Here is an 18,150-nt window from a genome sequence, read left to right as displayed (position 1 = left end):
TTACGCCCCATTTATAAATTCTCCAGAGCTTCAAGAACAGCCTCACCAAAAGCCTCTGCACTGGCGGGGTCTCTTCCGGTGACAACATTATCTGTAATGATCACGCCTTCGTCTTCATAGATAGCACCACCCTTCTTAAGCTCCTTTATAGATTCAGGGTCCTTAAACACAGTAGCTTTTCTATCCTCAAGGACACCTGCCCTTGCAAGGACCACAGGAGAAATGCAAATAGCAGCAACAATCTTCTCCTGCTCAAATGCATCTGCAACCAGTTCTCTGAGGTCTTTATCTGGCCACAGATACTTCCTGGAACCCGGACCTCCGGATATGACTATGGCATCGTACTCTGCAATGTTTACGTTAGCAATTGCAACATCAGGTTTTACAGACCTTCCCAGAACACCGGAAGCCTCATTTGTAGTTTTACTTGCAATGGTAATAGTTACACCTGCATCCTCAAAAACTTCTCTTGGCTCAAAGAACTCCTCATCCCTGAAACCTTCCTGTGCGACAACCATTAAAACTTTTTTGCTATCTAGATCTGATCCTGGCATATTATCACTTTATTATCAACTTCCCCATATCTTTTTTCAACTTTCGGGCTTATAATTCAGATCCCACAGGACCCTTCTTTTTTATACAGATAATGAGATATTTTTCATTTCAAATACTTATATCTGACGCATTTTAAACGCAGTTACGAAGAAATAGAACTATGATATAAAAACATTGGCAACTGCCCGTAAAATCAAAGCTTTAAATTAGAAAATATGACAAACAATAGTCAATATCAGTTAAAGATGAAACAAAAAGAATAAAAAAATAAAAGTTAGGAGTGAAAACTCACTCCTTACTCTATTTGCTTACTCTGTTTGGTATTTTGCAACAAATTCCTGCATCTCAGCAGCCATCTGGGCAAGTTCCTGTGAACTCTTTGCAAGCTCATGCATGGATGCATTCTGCTGCTCAACTGCTGCGGAAGTTTCCTCCGTACCAGCTGCTGCTTGCTGTGAGATAGAAGCGACTTCATCAACAGTTGCAGTGACTTCTTCGATGGAAGCAGATTGCTCTTCAGCAGCAGCAGCAATATTACCTGCCATCTGAGCAACCCTGTTACTTTCCTCTACGATTTTCTGGACAGCTTCTACAGTACCTGTAAGTTCACTTACACCTTGTGTTACTGTTCTGGTACCAGCTTCCATTGAGTCTACAGCTGCATGAGTTCCATCCTGTATCTCTGCGATAAGTCCGGAAATCTGTGATGCTGCAGTTCCAGAGTCTTCAGCAAGTTTTCTTACCTCATCTGCTACAACAGCAAAACCACGTCCATGCTCTCCTGCCCTTGCAGCTTCAATAGCAGCGTTAAGAGCAAGCAGGTTTGTCTGGTCCGCAATACTGGTAATAAGTTGTACGATCTCACCGATCTGGTTTGATTTACCCTCAAGCTCTCTGATTACATTTGCAGAATCGTTGGTAGCATGTTGTATAGCATCCATCTGCACAAGCATATCTCTTGACTGATTGCCGACTTCCGTAATGAAGTCTCTTGAAGCATTTGCTGCTTCTGCTGCCAGTTGCGCATTGCTTGCAATGTCCTGCACACCAACAGTCATGTCATTCATTGTTCTTGAAACATCTTCTGATCTTGCAGACTGCTCCTGTGAACCTCTTGCAATCTCATTTACAGTGTCAGCGACCTGAGTAGTTGCAGCTGTTGTTTCCTCTATTGCTGCAGACATTTCCTGTGATGTTGAAGCAAGACCCTCTGCACTCTTGCTAACTACACCAATTACATTTGTCAGTGTAGCAAGAATCTCATTAAGACCGTGTGGTATATCTACAAAGTCAATATCTACATCGGTTTCTGCTCTGGAATTGATCTTACCTTCTATTGCATCATCGGAGATTTTCTTGAAGTCTGAGACGATTCCCTCTACACCTTTGGATATTGATCGGCTGATAAGAACACCTGCTACAGAGCCAAGAATAGCAAACACAAGTACAGCTGCTATAATACCGTTCCTGATAGCTCTTACAGGAGCTTCGAACTCATCGACATATGTACCGGTTGCAACAATCCAGTCCTTATCATCATAGTAGGTATAACTCATTACTTTCTGGCGACCATCCAGAACATAACTAATCCTACCTTCTTTATTTGCAATCATTTCCTGTATGAAAGCGTCCTGATACATATTCTCGCCTTCGTCGGTAGGGTGAATCAAAAGGTTACCCTCGGAATCCATCGCATACATATATCCAGTTTCACCAACTGTGATATCTAACATCTGTTCTCTGATTTCCTGTGTATAATGCTCTTCAGGAAGACCAACAAAGAGAATACCAATTATCTTTCCTGAGGTGTCCTTTATAGGTTCATAGGTACCCATGTACCATTCACCAAGCACATCAGCTCTTCCTGAATAGGTCTGGCTTCCCTGCACAACTGTCTGATAGACAGCATTGGATACACTGGTACCTACTACACGATTTCCACTACTACTCTTGATAGTAGTTGAGACACGAACAGCTGAACCATCCTTTACCTGGAATATAGTAAGATCTCCACCAGTCTCTGTTTTTATTTCGTCAATGACATCATAGTTACTATTGACAACATAATCACCAAATAATAGATTCCCATCTGATATCATAGGGTTACCTAATGAATAGAAACTATTGCGTGCCACACCCAAATTTGAATCCAGACTTTCCTGGCCGACTGAAAAAACAGCTTCTATATACTGTTCTTCCATCCATACTTGTTCATCAAGTCTTTCATATAACTGTTCTTCTATGGCAGTTGAAGCCTTTTCATAAGCGAATATTCCAAGAGCAGTTACCGGTAAAATACTAAGTATCAATGCAAGAGCAATGATCTTTTTGTTAATAGATATATTTTTCAGATTGAAGGAAGATTTTTTCAATTTAAATCACCATGTTATAATTTTAAAAAGAATTATGAACAGATGTAAAATGTCCTTAATTCGTTTTTGTGTATTAGTTGAACAGTGATATATACTACAGCTCAAATATATAAAACTAGTGAGGGAAATTGCAGTTTTTCGCTATGCTGTAACGCAATGCAAATAAAAATTTAGTACTAACTTAATATCTTTTTATATAATAAACACAAAAAATAGAGAAGAAAATAATATTAAAAAGAAAATAGGTTAACTAAAAAAAGAGTGAAGAAGGAAAAACCCTTCTTGAGATTACTCTGTTTGGTATTTTGCAACAAATTCCTGCATCTCAGCAGCCATTTGAGCAAGTTCCTGTGAACTCTTTGCAAGCTCATGCATGGATGCATTCTGCTGCTCAACTGCTGCGGAAGTTTCCTCCGTACCGGCTGCTGCTTGCTGTGAGATAGAAGCGACTTCATCAACAGTTGCAGTGACTTCTTCGATGGAAGCAGATTGCTCTTCAGCAGCAGCAGCAATATTCTCTGCCATCTGAGCAACCCTGTTACTTTCCTCTACGATCTTCTGGACAGCTTCTACAGTACCTGAAAGTGCGGTCACACCTTCTGTCACTGTTTTAGTACCGGAGTCCATTGAATCGACTGCTGCATGTGTTCCGTCCTGAATCTCTGCAATAAGCTCAGAAATCTGTGAAGCTGCAGCTCCAGAATCTTCAGCAAGTTTTCTTACTTCGTCTGCTACAACAGCAAATCCACGTCCATGTTCTCCTGCTCTTGCAGCTTCAATAGCAGCATTAAGAGCAAGCAGGTTTGTCTGGTCAGCTATACTTGTAATAAGCTGTACGATTTCGCCTATCTGGTTTGATTTGCCCTCAAGATCTCTGATAACATTTGCAGAGTCGTTTGTAGCGTTCTGAATAGCATCCATCTGAACAAGCATATCTCTTGACTGATTGCCGACTTCCGTGATGAAGTCTCTTGAAGCGTTTGCTGCTTCTGCTGCCAGTTGCGCATTGCTTGCAATGTCCTGCACACCAACAGTCATGTCATTCATTGTTCTTGCAACATCTTCTGATCTTGCGGATTGCTCCTGTGAACCTCTTGCAATCTCATTTACAGTATCAGCAACCTGAGTAGTTGCAGCTGTTGTTTCCTCTATTGCTGCAGACATTTCCTGTGAGGTTGAAGCAACATTATCTGCACTCTTACTTACAACATCAATGACACCAGTTAAAGTTTGAAGAATATCATTAAGACCCAGCGGAATTGCTGTAAAGTCAATATCTACATCGGTTTCTGCTCTGGAATTAATCCTGCCTTCCATTGCATCATCAGATATTTTCTTGAAGTCTGTGACGATTCCTTCAACGCTCTTTGAGATTGTTCTGCTTATGAAAATTCCTGCTGCGGAACCAAGCACGATGAATACAAGGATAGCAGCAATAAGACCATTCCTGATAGCCCTTACTGGAGCCTCAAACTCATCAACGTATGTACCGGATGCAATAATCCAGTCATTCTCTGGATAGTATGCAAAACTAATAGCCTTTTCACGACCTTCCCAGTCATAATTGAGCCTTCCTTCCTTTTCTGAAACCATTGTCTTAACGAAATCGTTTGAAAGAAGGTTTTCACCTTCACTGGTTGGGTGAATAATAACGTCACCATCGGTGTCTATTACATACATGTAACCTGTTTCACCAAAGGTGATGGATTCCATCTGTTCCTTGATTATCTGACGATAGTGTTCTTGAGGAATTGCTACAGAAATAATACCTATGGTCTTTCCTGAACTATCCTGGATAGGTTCGTATCTTGTAAGGAAAGGTTCACCAAGCACAGTTGCCTGACCCATATAGGCCTGCCCTCTCTGTACAACTGTTTGATAAACTTCCTGAGAAACAGCTGTTCCAAGAGCACGGTTTCCACTTTCATCTAATATGGTTGTAGCAATGCGGACTGCTGAACTACCAGATACCTGGAAAATTGTTGAATCAGAACCTGTCTCTTCTTTTATAAGATCTGCAAGTTCATTATTTCCATTAACAACAGTGTCCCCAAAGACAAGATTATTATCTGATATTGAAGGGGTTCCATAATTGTATAAATTGATCCTTGCAACACCTATATTAGATTCAAGTGTTTCATCTGCAACCTCAAATACAGTTGCTACGTATTTTTCTTCCATGAACACCTGCTCATCAAGTCTTTCATGAAGTTGTTCCCTGATAGCAGTAGAAGTCTGCTCGTAAGCAAATATTCCGACTGCAGTCACGGGCAAAATAGTAAGGATCAAAGCAAGTGCAATGATCTTTTTACTTATTGTAATGTTTTTCAAATTCAGTTTCAAATGTCCACTTCCTGTTGATGTATATACACTATAAATTTATAATAACAATCGTGAATGAAATCATCTGTGTATGTGTGTAGTTGTTGCACATATACTACAGAATTATATAGATAATTTAAATATATAAATGTGTTGTCCTGGTTGACAATAAGAATTATAAAACATCAGTCTGAGAGATAATATCCAATTTATACTGCTAAAATTAATGTATATGTTTACATTGTTAAAATTTATAAAAAAACGACCATAAATATAAACGTTATAAATTACTCTGATTCATAACTTTCATGTTGTACATACACAGGGCATATTTGTATATCATATATTACAGAAGACTTGGTCGTTCCTGATTAATCATCATATTTTCCTAACCTGATCTTTATGAAACTATATATCTCATCGGCAATATCGATATCACAACAACTCTCTATGCCTTTAAAACCCGGAGATGAATTTGCCTCACAAACCCTGAAATGTTTTCCATCAAAAAGAAGGTCAATACCTGCTATATCAAGTCCGAACAATCTTGCAGTCTCTGTTGCAAGCCACTTTACTTCAGGAGTCATTGTGAATCTGGCAACCTGTCCTCCCCTGGAATAATTGGCCTTAAAATTATTGTCACTTGAAGTCCGTTCAATGCAGGCAATAGGTCTTCCACCGACAACAAAGACCCTGAGATCCTTTCCATGACTGCTTTTGATGAATTCCTGAAGGATTATGTTCAGTTTGGGATTAGTCACGTGTATAAGTCCCATCAGATCATTGAACTGTGATTTATTGTCGCAGAGAAAAATTCCTTTCCCCATAGAGCCTGAAATTGTCTTTACAACAAGAGGAAATTTCAGGTATTTTTCCACAAGGGCATCATCAATTGGATATTTACCAAGCATTGTACGCGGCACGGGAATATTATTACCTGCAAGTATCTGCTGGGAATAAAGTTTGTCCTTTACAGTTTCAATAGACTGTGCAGAGTTTACAATATAAACACCAAGTTTTTCCAGATGACGTATAACGGCCATTCCAAAATAAGAAGTCCCGGCACCCATGCGCGGTAAAAGGAAATCCGGTAGCGGCACTACTTCACCATTAAGCAATATGCTTTTGCGGTCTTCCCTTGTTACAAGAAGATCGAACTGGTCAGGTGATACAACCTCAATATCAATGCCTTTTTTGCCGGCAGTTTCTATTAAACGATGAATTTCATATGCTTCCGGGCTCAGGGAATTCTGAGTTGTTTTGTACAGTATCCATCCTTTCAATCAATAAAACCTCTGAAAACTGCATATAATATGCAATAATAAAATAAAATGGTATCCTGATCAGAAATCCAAAATTAAAAAAATTGGGGAAAAAATGATTTTAAGAAAAAGCAAAATAGGCATATTCAGACTATATTACTGTTCCTGATAATATTCATCCCTGGCAGCTACAAAAGCCTTAATGTTCGCAACAGGCGTACGAGGAGCTATACCACAACCAGGTGCAAGTATGCCAACTCCATCCTCTATGCATTGTTTTGCTTCCTTTTTTATCATTTCTGTTGACTTCGATAAAAGAGTAGCTGCCGGTGACACATTACCAATTAAACAGGCCTTATCCCCAACAATGCTCTTTGCATATGAAAGGTCAGTCCTTTCCTCAATACTTAGACCTTCAAATCCTGAATCCGCCATACCATCCAGAATATCTGTGGCATCACCACATATATGCAGAATTTTGTGCCCTTTCATTCCAGCAGTCAGCAAATGATATTCTGGAAGTACAAGTTCAGTGAACAGTGGTGGTGGGAAAAGATCAGGTCCTGCCTCTGAATCTATTATTACTACTGCATCTACTCCTTTTTCAAAGAGCAAATTTGAATATTCTATACAGAACTCAGTTCCCATTTTCATAAGACGTTTCAAAATTTCCGGTTCAGTGATACACCAGCGCAAGTAATTATTTGCACCTGATAGATAAAATGCGATTGCAGCCGGCCCTATCATTCCGGCTATGAGTGGAATGTCATCTGAAATCCTGTTTTTAATAACTTCTGCAGCCTGAAGCATTATTTTGACCCTTCTGCTTTCAGCCAGGTCAGCAGGAATTGAGATATTCTCAACATCTTCTTTGTTTTTGCATGGGAAATCAAGCTGATAAGGCTGTGTGTCAATTGAGCCTTCATTGAAAATGCAACCAAGAGTCTCAGCTATCACCGTATTGCAAAAAGGAAATCTTACAGCCTCAAGTCCGATGACCTCATGACCGGCTATTGAAAGGGTTGCCATCATTTCAGGATCATAGTGAGCCTGCGGCCACTTTGCGCCTGTAAGTTCCATTAGCTCTACAATTCCTGTTTGTGTAACAGAACAAACAGGGACCTTATCCACATCTTTTCCTTCAAGGGACCGAATGAACCGTTCTTTTGCAGTGTAACCGGACATATATAATCTCTCTTTGTTGCTGTTTACATAAATATTATGGAGTGCATAAGAAAGTAATATTGTATTATTACTATTGTTTTATTACTCAAATTATACTATTAGTTTTCGTTTTCCGGAACTTTACCAAAAACATCAATTCCAGACTTTTCAAGGACCTGAGACAGCCTATAAAGCGGAAGTCCGACCACATTGAAAAAATCACCCTCGATCCTTTCAACAAGTATCGCACCCTTTCCCTGAATTGCAAATGCACCTGCTTTCCCTTCGGCTTCCCCAGTGTTGACATATTTCCTGATAATGGATTCTGACATCTGACGCATCCACACATCTGTAATTTCATGTTCTGTGAACTCTGAACCGGAAACCACATCCATTACAGTTATTCCTGAGATTACCTGTATCTTTGTACCACTCATTTTCTTAAGCATCCTTTCAGCGTCATCTGAATTATCAGGTTTGCCCAGAATTTCTCCATCACATACAACAACAGTGTCAGCAGAGATAATGATTCCTTCGGCCAGTTTTTCTGCAACAGCAAATGCTTTTTCTCTTGAATGATGCATTACCAGATCAACTGGAGACAGACCTTCAACTGCTTTCTCATCATAAGAACTGACAATAACTTCAAAATCCTGACCAATAAGAGTGGAAAGCAGTTCGCTCCTTCTTGGAGAAGAAGAGGCAAGTATCACTTTTTTCATATCAGGATTAAAGCAGGCAGAGAATATCAGTTATCCGGTAGAGAATAAGGAAAAAGGTGGTAAACAGAGTTACCATAATTGCAACTTATTCTTCAGGAACCATAGCTTCTTCAATCGACTGATTTGAACCGCTGACTGAAATAGGGTAATGCTCATCAAACATTGGTATCCTGATCTGGTACCATAATTCCAGGAAACTCAGCATGTGATATTTCATGAATACCGAAAATGGCATCCTGATTATAGCCGATACGAAACTCAGAACCAACAACTCTACAATCACTATTGATATTAGCAGTGACCACAATACCGTTGCAGATAATATCATATTGAGAATAAAGTATAATGCCAGATCGATAAATCCTAAGATCAATAACAGAATTACGAGTATTATCAGACCTATAATACCTGCCATAATGGCAACAGTAATTCCCAGAATAACGCGTCCTATCCAGTAAATTATTATTTGTTTCCAATCAGCTTTGAATTGGCTGAATACACTCCCTATTGCAGATAACAGACCTGAATCCTGATACATGGAAATGGGAATGGCCATATTTATAAATGAACCGATAATTCCGAAAACAATAGCTAGTACCATAATTATACCAATACTAACAAAGAACAGTCCGATAATTTCTAATATTCCTGAAGGACCTGAATTACTTTCAGATATCAGGAATATAAAAGGTAGTGACATTATAGCTATAATTAGAATAAACACCAACAACAATATCATACGCAGAATATAGAGTGAGAGACCTTTACCCATATACTTCTTAAAATACTCACGTGCCCTGACATCATTACTTACAAGTGATTCCACTAGCACGAATTCCATTGTGCTGCCTATATACCCGAAAATAATAACTACTAAAAAAATCAGCAACAAAAACAAAACCACTGCTATTAACATTGTTGTTTCAGAAAATGTCGATATATGATGAGATAAACTACTTATAAAATCAGTAAAGCTATCGGGAATCCAGGAAATATCTGGTTCACCTGCGGAAGTATCATATGATCCCGCATTTCCACCGTTATTGAAGCCTCCTGAACCACCGATGAAAAAGACTATTAATGCAAGTTTAAACCATTTTGTAATGTCAAATGGCTCAAAAAGGAAGATACGTGTCCTTTCCACAGCCTTGTCAATTACATCTATCACATACCAGCTCATATAAATAAATATAAAATATTTGCACAAATAGTTAATGATATGAATTAATTAAGATAAGAATTCCTTGCATTATTTCCCAAAGTACCGATTATGATGGCTTTGAGCATAAGGAACCCATCGTCATCAGGATAGTAGCTTATTGCCCTGTCAAGTATTTCCAGGGATTTCTCTGGCATCGAAGAATGAAGACAGGCATCTGCAAAAGTAATAAGGACTTTTTTTGAAAAAGGGTCTATTGAAAGGGCTTCTTCCAGAATATCAATTCCCTTTTCAATCTCACCTTTGAGACAATAAGCAAGTCCTTTCATGGAAAGGGCTTCTTCATCATCCGGTTTTTCTTCAAGGATCATATCAAGGCAGGATATGGCATCCTCATAGTTTCCATCTGCGATAAGTATGTCTGATCGTCGCATCAGGACGTTTTCATCAATGGAAAGACTTCCCATAATTAAAAATTGGGAACTTATCACTAATAAAGATTACAGTTAAAAAAAGGCATAAAGCAGTATAGATTCTGCTTTATGCATTCATGGCAATATTACCGAACATTTTGAGATCAAGTTTGTTCTCGTTTGCACAAGATTTGAGAAGAGCCAGGCCTTTTTCCATAATTCTGGAGGCAGCGAATATATGCAAAAGAGGCACATCGCCCTTCTCATATCTATCTCCTATTTCTTTCATTCCCTCAATGAATCCAAGTTCAATAAGATCGACAGGGTCCATGCCTGCATCTACTGCTTCCCTTACAGCAGATTCGGCTTCATTGCTGTCGAAATTAAGAATGGAGTCCCGTGCTTTATGTAGTATTTTCTGGAACAATGGTTTTTCAGATTCCATGTTTATAGTCCTTTTAAATGATTTATCCCTCGTCCAAAGGGAAGATATATGCATTTAGTTGGTACTTGTTGCCATGATTTTTGGAATATATCCAATTTACTTGTTTTAAGACAACCAAATTTGTGTACAACCATATCCTATATAAATGTCTCGCTTTGCCCTAATGTATAATAGTAAACAAGATAACATATTGATAAAATCAACGGTATCTCTTACATTTCCATCACCATATTTATCACTGGGAACAAGCTATGAATCCATTAATGTCAGACAGGGAGATCATATCCACTTTCAAATATGTTTCACGTATGAAACCGGAATTTATGTTATCAGAATTAAGGGATTATCTGAAAGAAGACTCATCCCTTCAACAAATACACGAGGTACTTAAGCCCCTTCTTTTTGATCTTGGTGTAGATATTATCCCTGAAAATGATAATTTTCGCATTGTCCGTGCATCCCCCGTTAAGCAGATAAAACTCAACGAAGACGAAATAAAAAAGAATGACCAATTCTTTGGATCTGCTGCTGTTTCCAGAAAGCTTGAGCGTCTTATTGAACAGTACATCGAGAAAAAGACAGGCAAAAGCTGGGATGATCCGCAGATGCTGGAGAAGATCAGAAAAGCCATACGCATGCAGAAAGCAAGCTACTGGAATGAAAGCAGCTCAAGGAACATAAGCTATGAAAAAGGCTACAGTGTACTTGGCTATCTGGCATACCAGTTTCCGGTTTATTTCATACAATTCCAGTACCTGCTCTATGAAATGGCAAAGGACGGACTATTAAAGACCCGTATGAAAATACTTGATGTCGGAAGCGGACCCGGAACAATTTCATTAGCCGTTGTTGATATGTACAATCGTCTGGATGACCACAAGGCTGAGATCTATTCCGTTGAACTTTTCGATGAGAATGTAGAAGCTTACAATTTCCTGGTGCCACAATACGCGGCCATCAAGTCAAATGTCGCAGTCAAAGACCCCATCAGGACAGATGTATCAAAACTTGATGTCGAAAAACTACCTGATAATATTGATCTGATGATATTTTCCAATGTTCTGAATGAAATGAAGGATATGAGTCTGGAAGAAAAAGCTGATCTTGTTAAGAGTATGGCAGAAAAGCTCTCACAGGATGGAAATATCATAATCATCGAACCTGCTGACAAGACGAATTCAACCGAACTTCGCAGGCTTACTATTATGCTAAAGAAACTTGGTGTTAGGATATACAGTCCCTGCACATTCCTGTGGTCAGGAGAATGCAGCCTTGAAAATTGCTGGAGCTTTGAGCAGAAAAAGGATATCAAAACCACAAGACTTATGGAAAAGCTTGCTGAGTGTGATGAACCTTATCGCTACATCAATACTGATATTAAATACTCTTATGCAATACTCAGAAAGGACAAACTTGCAAAACACTTCATTGATCTATCTGCAAAATCAAAGTTTGCCCGCCTGTCACAAATCGAGAAACACAACAAAAAGCGTATCAATGTTGTCTGTTCTGTTATGTCAGGAGACCTCGGGGATGAGAAATACAGACTTTTCCGCATATGTGACGGTACTTCAAAAAAGGCTGTTTATGCTGTAATTCCTTCCCATAACCTTTCTGAAGATAACGAAGTTCTTACAAAAGTGCCATATGGCAGCATCATCAAAATATTCAATGTTCTTGTCAAATACAATGAAGCAAATGATTCATATAACCTGCTTGTTGGAAAAGGTACTGTTATAGAATCACAATACGTTGACGAGAACGAAACTGACGATTAAAACTGATTTAACTGATTTGCATGCATACTAATTATAATTCAATGAATTCAGTCTGCACCCCACCTGAAGTACTGGCTCCTGCCGGTGACCCTGAAGCTTTAAGAGCGGCCATAAAAGGAGGAGCAGATGCCGTTTATCTTGGAGTGGGAGAATTCAATGCACGCCAGGGTGCAAAGAACTTTGCAATTGAAGATTTAAGAGATAATATCGACCTTGCACATTCCTACGGTGTCAAAGTTTTCCTAGCCCTTAATATCCCGCTTAAACAACATGAGATGCAGGAAGCCATCAATGTTGTGCATAAAGCTTATTCTTACAAGATCGATGCCATAATTCTTGAAGACCTCGGTCTTTTCTTCCTGCTAAAAGAGCACTTCCCTGATCTTCCGTTACATGCAAGCACCCAGATGACCATCCATAACCCACAGGGTGTTGAGTTTATTGGCAATGCAGGAGCTTCAAGGGTTATTCTTTCAAGGGAACTGACAACCGAACAGGTCAAAAGCATCATTGACAAAACGAAGATTGAGATCGAACTTTTTGTCCACGGTGCTCTTTGTTACTCATTTTCAGGAAGATGCCTTTTCAGTACTGCAATTACAGACAGAAGTGCAAACCGTGGAGCATGTTTCCAGCCATGCAGGCGACAATACAAGATGTCTGCTGATGGAAAGATAATTGACAGCAATATTGTGGGCGATTATCCAATAAGCTGTGCTGAACTCTGTACCTTCCCCGGGCTTGCAGATATAATAAAGACAGGTGTTAAAAGTCTTAAGATCGAAGGCAGGATGAAGAAACCTGAATACGTAACAGCCAGTGCAAGAACCTACAAGGCAGTTGCAGAGAAGGTTTGCAAAACCGGAGAGAACTTCACAAATGAAGAACTCGAAGAGATGGAAACAGAGCTTGCGAAATTATTCTACCGTGGTTTTACAAGGGGATTTGTGCTTGGTGAGGAAGACGTAACCCAGCGCAAGTATAGTGCAAACTACGGTGCTTACCTTGGAAAAGTTGCAAACATTGCCAAGTCAGAGAAAGAAGGAAAGCTGACTATTGTACCTGAACAAGACATCAAGGTCAATGATGGCATCAGCATTAACACAAAAATAAGGATAATTGGCTGTCGTATTGATGGCATTCTGGTTGACGATAAACCTGTTGAGATTGCGCACAAAGGCGAAACTGCAACCCTGCTGATAAGTCCTAAAACTAGCAAGTCGGTCAGGAAACATGATGAAGTATATGTGTCCATGGACCCGCAGATGCTTGAAAGGTTGCAGAATATGGATTTAATGACAACACCTCTGACCATAACCATTCATGCACGCAAAGGGGAAAAACTGAAGATCAAAGTCAAAAGCCGCAATCTAGAAACTGAAGCTATTGGAGATTATGTTGTAGAAGAAGCAAAGAAAGCTCCAACAAGCAAGGAGCAGATAATAAATGCACTTGGGAAACTTGGAGATACTACATTCCATGCAGAAGATATAATTCTGGATGTTGACGATAACATATTCATTCCACTTGGAGCATTATCCGGCACAAGAAGGGAAGCAGTAGACAAGCTTTTTGAATCACGCTTTGATATACATGGACGCAACCGTCCTTGCCCTGATGTTTCTACAGGGTTTAATCGGAAGCAAAAAAGTAAAAAGAATACTGGACCACTACTGAGTGTCGAGGTTTCTGATATTGACTCTGTAATAGTTGCATCAAAATCAGGAGCTGACATAATCTATGCACCAATCTCTCTTTTCAGTGAAATGATGAATGAGGAAAATATCCTCAGGACAACAGGACTGAAAGAAAAGAACGTTGAACTGGTCCTCATTACACCTGCTATCTCTTTTGAAGAAGAAATGCCTGAACTGAAACAAGTCATGCAACAGGTCATTGATGCCGGATTTAAACTTGCATGTTCCAACTATGGAACAGTTCAGCTTGCAAATGAACTTGGAGCTAAATTTGTAGCGCAGAAAGAGTTCAATCCCTTTAATGCCTGGACAGCCAATGCATTTAGAAGTTCCGGAGCATATCGTATTACCATTTCAACCGAACTGAACCTTGAAGAAATAAAGGCTGTCTGCAGGAAAACAAATCCTGATGTTCAGGTAGAAGTTCTGGCTTACGGACGTGAACTTTTGCTTGTTACGAAGAACGATTTACTTAAACCCCTTATTCAGGATGGAACAATTAATGAAAATAGCGAGGTCTTATTGATAGACAGCACCAAGGGTTCGTTCCCTGTAATGAGAAAGGATGAACGAACATTAATCTATAATTCCACTGTCCTTAATATGCTGGAAAAACTGGATGAATTATCTGGAACCGGTGCGGATGTATTGAGACTTGACCTCTCACTTTACGATAGGGATGACGTAAAGGACATCACTCGTAATTTCAGGAAAGCACTTGATGGAAAACAGATCAAACTCAAGAACACAAGGGATGAAGAATATGATGAAGGTCATTACTTCAAAGGTGTTCTTTAAGTTATTATCACATGATAATCTAATAATATAGTAGGTATTACCATGGCTAGAGAACTTTCCCCCAGAGACATTGCAGTATTGAAAAAGCTAGCTCCTGAATGTGAAGGACTTGAATGTGCAGGCTCAAAAGCACCATACAAATCAATACTCCCTCCCCTTTCAAATCACTATGCAAAAAATGAGGACGATTTCAAAAACAGGATATCAGCTCTTGATACTGATGATCTTGAATATCTCCTTTCACTCATTAAAACGGGTGAAGAGAGTCTTGGATGTGTGCAGCCACATTATATGACCATTTTTCTTGAAATAATAGCCGAAAAAATGGGAAAAGAAAAAGCACAGGAAGTCATGAACATATATTCAATGTGGAACGAGTGCTGATTGAAATATCACGGTCGTTTTTCTTTTTTATTGTAAACATTGTATATCCCATTATAAAAATTAACATACATATGGGAAAAATCATACTTTGCTGAGCTTTTCAAAAAGCTCGGCCATTCCTTTTAATGTCATATGACCTTTTCTTGTGATCATATAATCACCACGCTCGCTTCTCTGAAGTATCATGCCAGTATCAAGAAGCTTCTGTATATGGAACAGAAGATTACCACCCCTAAGGCCCGTGCTTTTGGATATATCAGAAAAGCTTCTGGCAGAGGAATTCAGAAGGCGGAGAATACAAAGCCTTTGCTTGTTGGCAAGTGGTTCACATATCTGGCTTACAATCTCATCTGAGATCTCTTCGATATTCATGGAAACCATTGAAGACTGGTCTTCATCTGGAGACATATTGAATGACCTGATGAGTTCCATCTGTTTTTCAAATATTCTGGAAGTTATTTCCAGACAATTATCACAATTCTCAAAAACCGCCATTTCTTTGAGTTTTTCGAATCTCTGTCGGAATTCGGTTAGAGATGTTTCATTTACCCTGTCTTCAAGCAAAAGTAATGCCATTTCCTGAAGCAGACCGGAAAATGCAGAATTACAGGAGGAAACATGTTTACAGTTAGCATCAAATCCAGTCGCAAGATTCGCTTTTGTGTCTGCCAGCATGTATTGGATAACCGGTCTGGAAAGACCTCCTTTCATTTCCATGAGCAGGGCATCCGAATGTCTGTGACCGGAAATCTCCAGTGCCTTATTGACATCTTTCTTCAGAGACTTTATCTCAGACCTGAGGTTCCTGAATTCTTCAAGATAAAGATTCTCCGTCATGCTATTTGATACATTATCATCAGCGTTTGCATTGCTACTCAAAATAATCCTTCCCTCATTAGTAGTACATTATGATGTTACAAAACTATATTAATGTATACCAATTTAAAATCCATGGAAAAAAATTGCAGATTCAAAAGTAACACAATCAAACATGATATATAGATGAAGAGTGTAGGCATGTAAGAAGCTTTACAGCAAGTATTTATTACAGATTAGAAGGGATGAATCAATTTGATTTGCTCAATACTGGACAACGATCTTTACAAACTAACCATGCAGATGGCAGTTCTTGAGCTGTTCCCACAGGCGTCTGCAGAATATCGTTTCACCAACAGGGGAGAACAGCGCTTCACAGCAGAATTTGTGGAAGAGCTTAAAAGACTTATCAGGGAAGAAATACCATTATTCCGCCTGACAGATGATGAATACAAATGGCTGAAAGCTGAATGTCCTTATTTTAAACCCAGTTATGTTGAATATCTCAGAAACTACCGTTTTGATCCTTCAGAAGTATCTGTGTCCCTGACTGAAAATAACAACCTTGATCTTGTGGTAAAAGGACCCTGGCATAGCAGTATTCTCTGGGAGATTGTTCTGATGGCAACAATTTCCGAACTGTATTTTGATATGGTAGAAACGGACTGGAAAAATACCGACTCAGATACCGGCAGAGATTATGATGAACTTTTGCAGGATTACGCAAAACTTATGGAGAACATCGGCAGAGAACTTAAACAAAACAACTGCGGTTTTTCAGAGTTTGGAACCCGCAGAAGACGAAGTTTTAAGATACAGGACATTGCTGTAAAAGTATTGCATAAATATAAAACATTTTCAGGTACAAGCAACGTATATCTTGCAAAAAAATATGACGTAACACCCATAGGTACAATAGGTCATGAATGGATAATGGGCAATTCTGCACTTATAGGAATGAGAAACGCTAATCTTTTTGCATTAGAGAACTGGATAAGTGTTTACAAGGGAAATCTAGGCATCGCTCTTTCTGATACTTTTGGCTCGGAACCGTTCTTCAGGAATTTCAACCTGAAATTGTCCAAACTTTACGATGGTGTGCGCCATGATAGTGGAGACCCTCTTGCCTTTGCGGACAGGGTTATAGATCACTATAAGATGATGGGAATTGATCCTCTATCAAAGGTAGTGGTGTTCAGTGATTCTCTTTCAGCTGCCGATGCTATTGAAATCAAAAAGAAATGTGACGGGCGTATAAACTGCACTTTCGGAATTGGTACCAGCCTTACAAACAATTATGATTTTTTCAGATCAAGTCCGCCTTTGAATATGGTAATCAAACTACACAGTGTAGACAATATACCTGTGGTTAAACTAAGTGACGATGAACGAAAAGAAACCGGAGATAAGGATGCCTTAAGGGTTGCAAACTATATCTTTGGCCGCAAAGGACTTGATGAGTGAACTACTCCACGCTTACGCATGGAGCTTCCTGCTTCATTCTCCTTCCTATCGGAAACAAGTCCACAGGCTCTTCCCCTCATTCCGAAGGTGTCTATGTGATTATCAAATTTTGATTTTGTAATGCGAATTTCTTAATGTTGATAGCGGCGTTTATGTCTCTATCATGATGGGTTTTGCATGAAGGACATTGCCATTCTCGATCTTTAAGAGTGATTTCTTTATTATGAAAACCACAAACATTACAAATTTTCGTACTTGGCTCGAATCTTCCGATGCGGAGAATTGTTTTTCCGTTCCAATCGGCTTTATATTCGATTTGATTGAAGAACATACTCCATGAAACATCACTTATAGATTGAGCTAGACAATGATTTTTAAGCATACCTGAAACATTGAGAGATTCTACTGCTATGGCTTGGTTCTCGCTAATGATTTTAGAAGATGTTTTGTGCAAAAAATCTGCTCTTTGGTTGCTTATTTTTTCATGAAGTTTTGAAACGGCTAATCGTGCCTTTACCCTGTTCTTAGAACCTTTTTGTTTCTTTGATAATCTTTTTTGAAGAACTTTAAGGCGTTGCATACTGTTTCTTAGATATTTAGGATTGTCTATTTTTTCACCATCGGAAGTGATGGCAAAATCTTTGATACCTACATCTATTCCGATTGTAGAATTATCATCGAAATATTGTGTATCGGGTTTTTCTTTTCCATCATCGACAAGGATACTGATATAGAATTTTCCAGTTGCAGTTTTAGAAACAGTTGCAGTTTTAAGTTTCCCTTCAAACTTCCTATGTAA

The 18,150-nt window shown here is 39.1% G+C and carries 15 protein-coding genes; 4 read left to right on the top strand and 11 right to left on the bottom strand.

What is annotated here, in order from left to right:
- Positions 1-11: 11 nt before the first annotated feature.
- The 9 genes from FKV42_RS02310 to FKV42_RS02270 all read right to left on the bottom strand — a co-directional run bounded on the left by FKV42_RS02310 (position 12) and on the right by FKV42_RS02270 (position 10,414).
- Entirely contained in the window at positions 12-554 is a 543-nt protein-coding gene (locus tag FKV42_RS02310) for a DJ-1/PfpI/YhbO family deglycase/protease (protein ID WP_154808637.1), read from the bottom strand.
- Between the two features lie 309 nt (positions 555-863).
- The gene (locus tag FKV42_RS02305; protein WP_154808636.1) at positions 864-2,927 is read right to left on the bottom strand and encodes a methyl-accepting chemotaxis protein; all 2,064 of its coding nucleotides are present in this window, start codon (positions 2,925-2,927) and stop codon (positions 864-866) included.
- Between the two features lie 288 nt (positions 2,928-3,215).
- Positions 3,216-5,270 (bottom strand): methyl-accepting chemotaxis protein, encoded by a 2,055-nt coding sequence (locus FKV42_RS02300; protein ID WP_154808635.1) that lies wholly within the window; start codon positions 5,268-5,270, stop codon positions 3,216-3,218.
- Positions 5,271-5,620: 350 nt separating this feature from the next.
- Entirely contained in the window at positions 5,621-6,532 is a 912-nt protein-coding gene (locus tag FKV42_RS02295; protein ID WP_154808634.1) for an ATP-grasp domain-containing protein, read from the bottom strand.
- A 135-nt stretch (positions 6,533-6,667) separates the two neighbouring features.
- Positions 6,668-7,696, bottom strand: a complete 1,029-nt coding sequence (gene mtaA, locus FKV42_RS02290; protein ID WP_154808633.1) for a methylcobamide:CoM methyltransferase MtaA — start codon at positions 7,694-7,696, stop codon at positions 6,668-6,670.
- Positions 7,697-7,794: 98 nt separating this feature from the next.
- Positions 7,795-8,397, bottom strand: coding sequence for a Maf family nucleotide pyrophosphatase (locus tag FKV42_RS02285; RefSeq protein ID WP_154808632.1), 603 nt, complete (start codon positions 8,395-8,397; stop codon positions 7,795-7,797).
- A gap of 85 nt (positions 8,398-8,482) precedes the next feature.
- Positions 8,483-9,577, bottom strand: a complete 1,095-nt coding sequence (locus FKV42_RS02280) for a DUF7544 domain-containing protein (protein ID WP_154808631.1) — start codon at positions 9,575-9,577, stop codon at positions 8,483-8,485.
- Positions 9,578-9,621: 44 nt separating this feature from the next.
- Positions 9,622-10,023, bottom strand: a complete 402-nt coding sequence (locus tag FKV42_RS02275) for a tetratricopeptide repeat protein (protein WP_154808630.1) — start codon at positions 10,021-10,023, stop codon at positions 9,622-9,624.
- A 73-nt stretch (positions 10,024-10,096) separates the two neighbouring features.
- The gene (locus FKV42_RS02270) at positions 10,097-10,414 is read right to left on the bottom strand and encodes a cobalamin B12-binding domain-containing protein (protein WP_196214016.1); all 318 of its coding nucleotides are present in this window, start codon (positions 10,412-10,414) and stop codon (positions 10,097-10,099) included.
- Between the two features lie 251 nt (positions 10,415-10,665).
- Between FKV42_RS02270 and FKV42_RS02265 the strand changes: the two genes are divergently transcribed.
- The 3 genes from FKV42_RS02265 to FKV42_RS02255 are packed head-to-tail and all read left to right on the top strand — an operon-like array spanning position 10,666 to position 15,071.
- Positions 10,666-12,192: a small ribosomal subunit Rsm22 family protein gene (locus FKV42_RS02265; protein ID WP_230375417.1), complete on the top strand. Its 1,527-nt coding sequence runs from the start codon at positions 10,666-10,668 to the stop codon at positions 12,190-12,192.
- A 41-nt stretch (positions 12,193-12,233) separates the two neighbouring features.
- Positions 12,234-14,687, top strand: a complete 2,454-nt coding sequence (locus FKV42_RS02260) for a U32 family peptidase (protein ID WP_230375415.1) — start codon at positions 12,234-12,236, stop codon at positions 14,685-14,687.
- A 42-nt stretch (positions 14,688-14,729) separates the two neighbouring features.
- On the top strand, positions 14,730-15,071 hold the full coding sequence (locus tag FKV42_RS02255; protein ID WP_154808627.1) for a hypothetical protein: 342 nt from the start codon (positions 14,730-14,732) through the stop codon (positions 15,069-15,071).
- 81 nt (positions 15,072-15,152) lie between these two features.
- On the opposite strand, the gene FKV42_RS02250 is transcribed toward FKV42_RS02255, so the two are convergent.
- Positions 15,153-15,950 (bottom strand): winged helix-turn-helix domain-containing protein, encoded by a 798-nt coding sequence (locus tag FKV42_RS02250; RefSeq protein WP_154808626.1) that lies wholly within the window; start codon positions 15,948-15,950, stop codon positions 15,153-15,155.
- A gap of 192 nt (positions 15,951-16,142) precedes the next feature.
- Here FKV42_RS02250 and pncB point away from each other — a divergent pair, with 192 nt between their 5' ends.
- A complete protein-coding gene (gene pncB, locus FKV42_RS02245) occupies positions 16,143-17,351 on the top strand; it encodes a nicotinate phosphoribosyltransferase (protein ID WP_154808625.1) in 1,209 nt (402 codons plus the stop codon).
- A gap of 91 nt (positions 17,352-17,442) precedes the next feature.
- Here the strand turns inward: pncB and FKV42_RS02240 are convergent.
- Positions 17,443-18,150 (bottom strand): RNA-guided endonuclease TnpB family protein (locus FKV42_RS02240; RefSeq protein ID WP_154808624.1); only part of this gene is annotated, 708 nt, incomplete at its 5' end.

The organism is Methanolobus vulcani, from assembly GCF_006546655.1.
In the GTDB taxonomy this organism is placed as follows: domain Archaea; phylum Halobacteriota; class Methanosarcinia; order Methanosarcinales; family Methanosarcinaceae; genus Methanolobus; species Methanolobus vulcani_A.
Note: the sequence above shows the minus strand (reverse complement) of the source record. Positions and strands in the feature narration are given on the sequence as shown.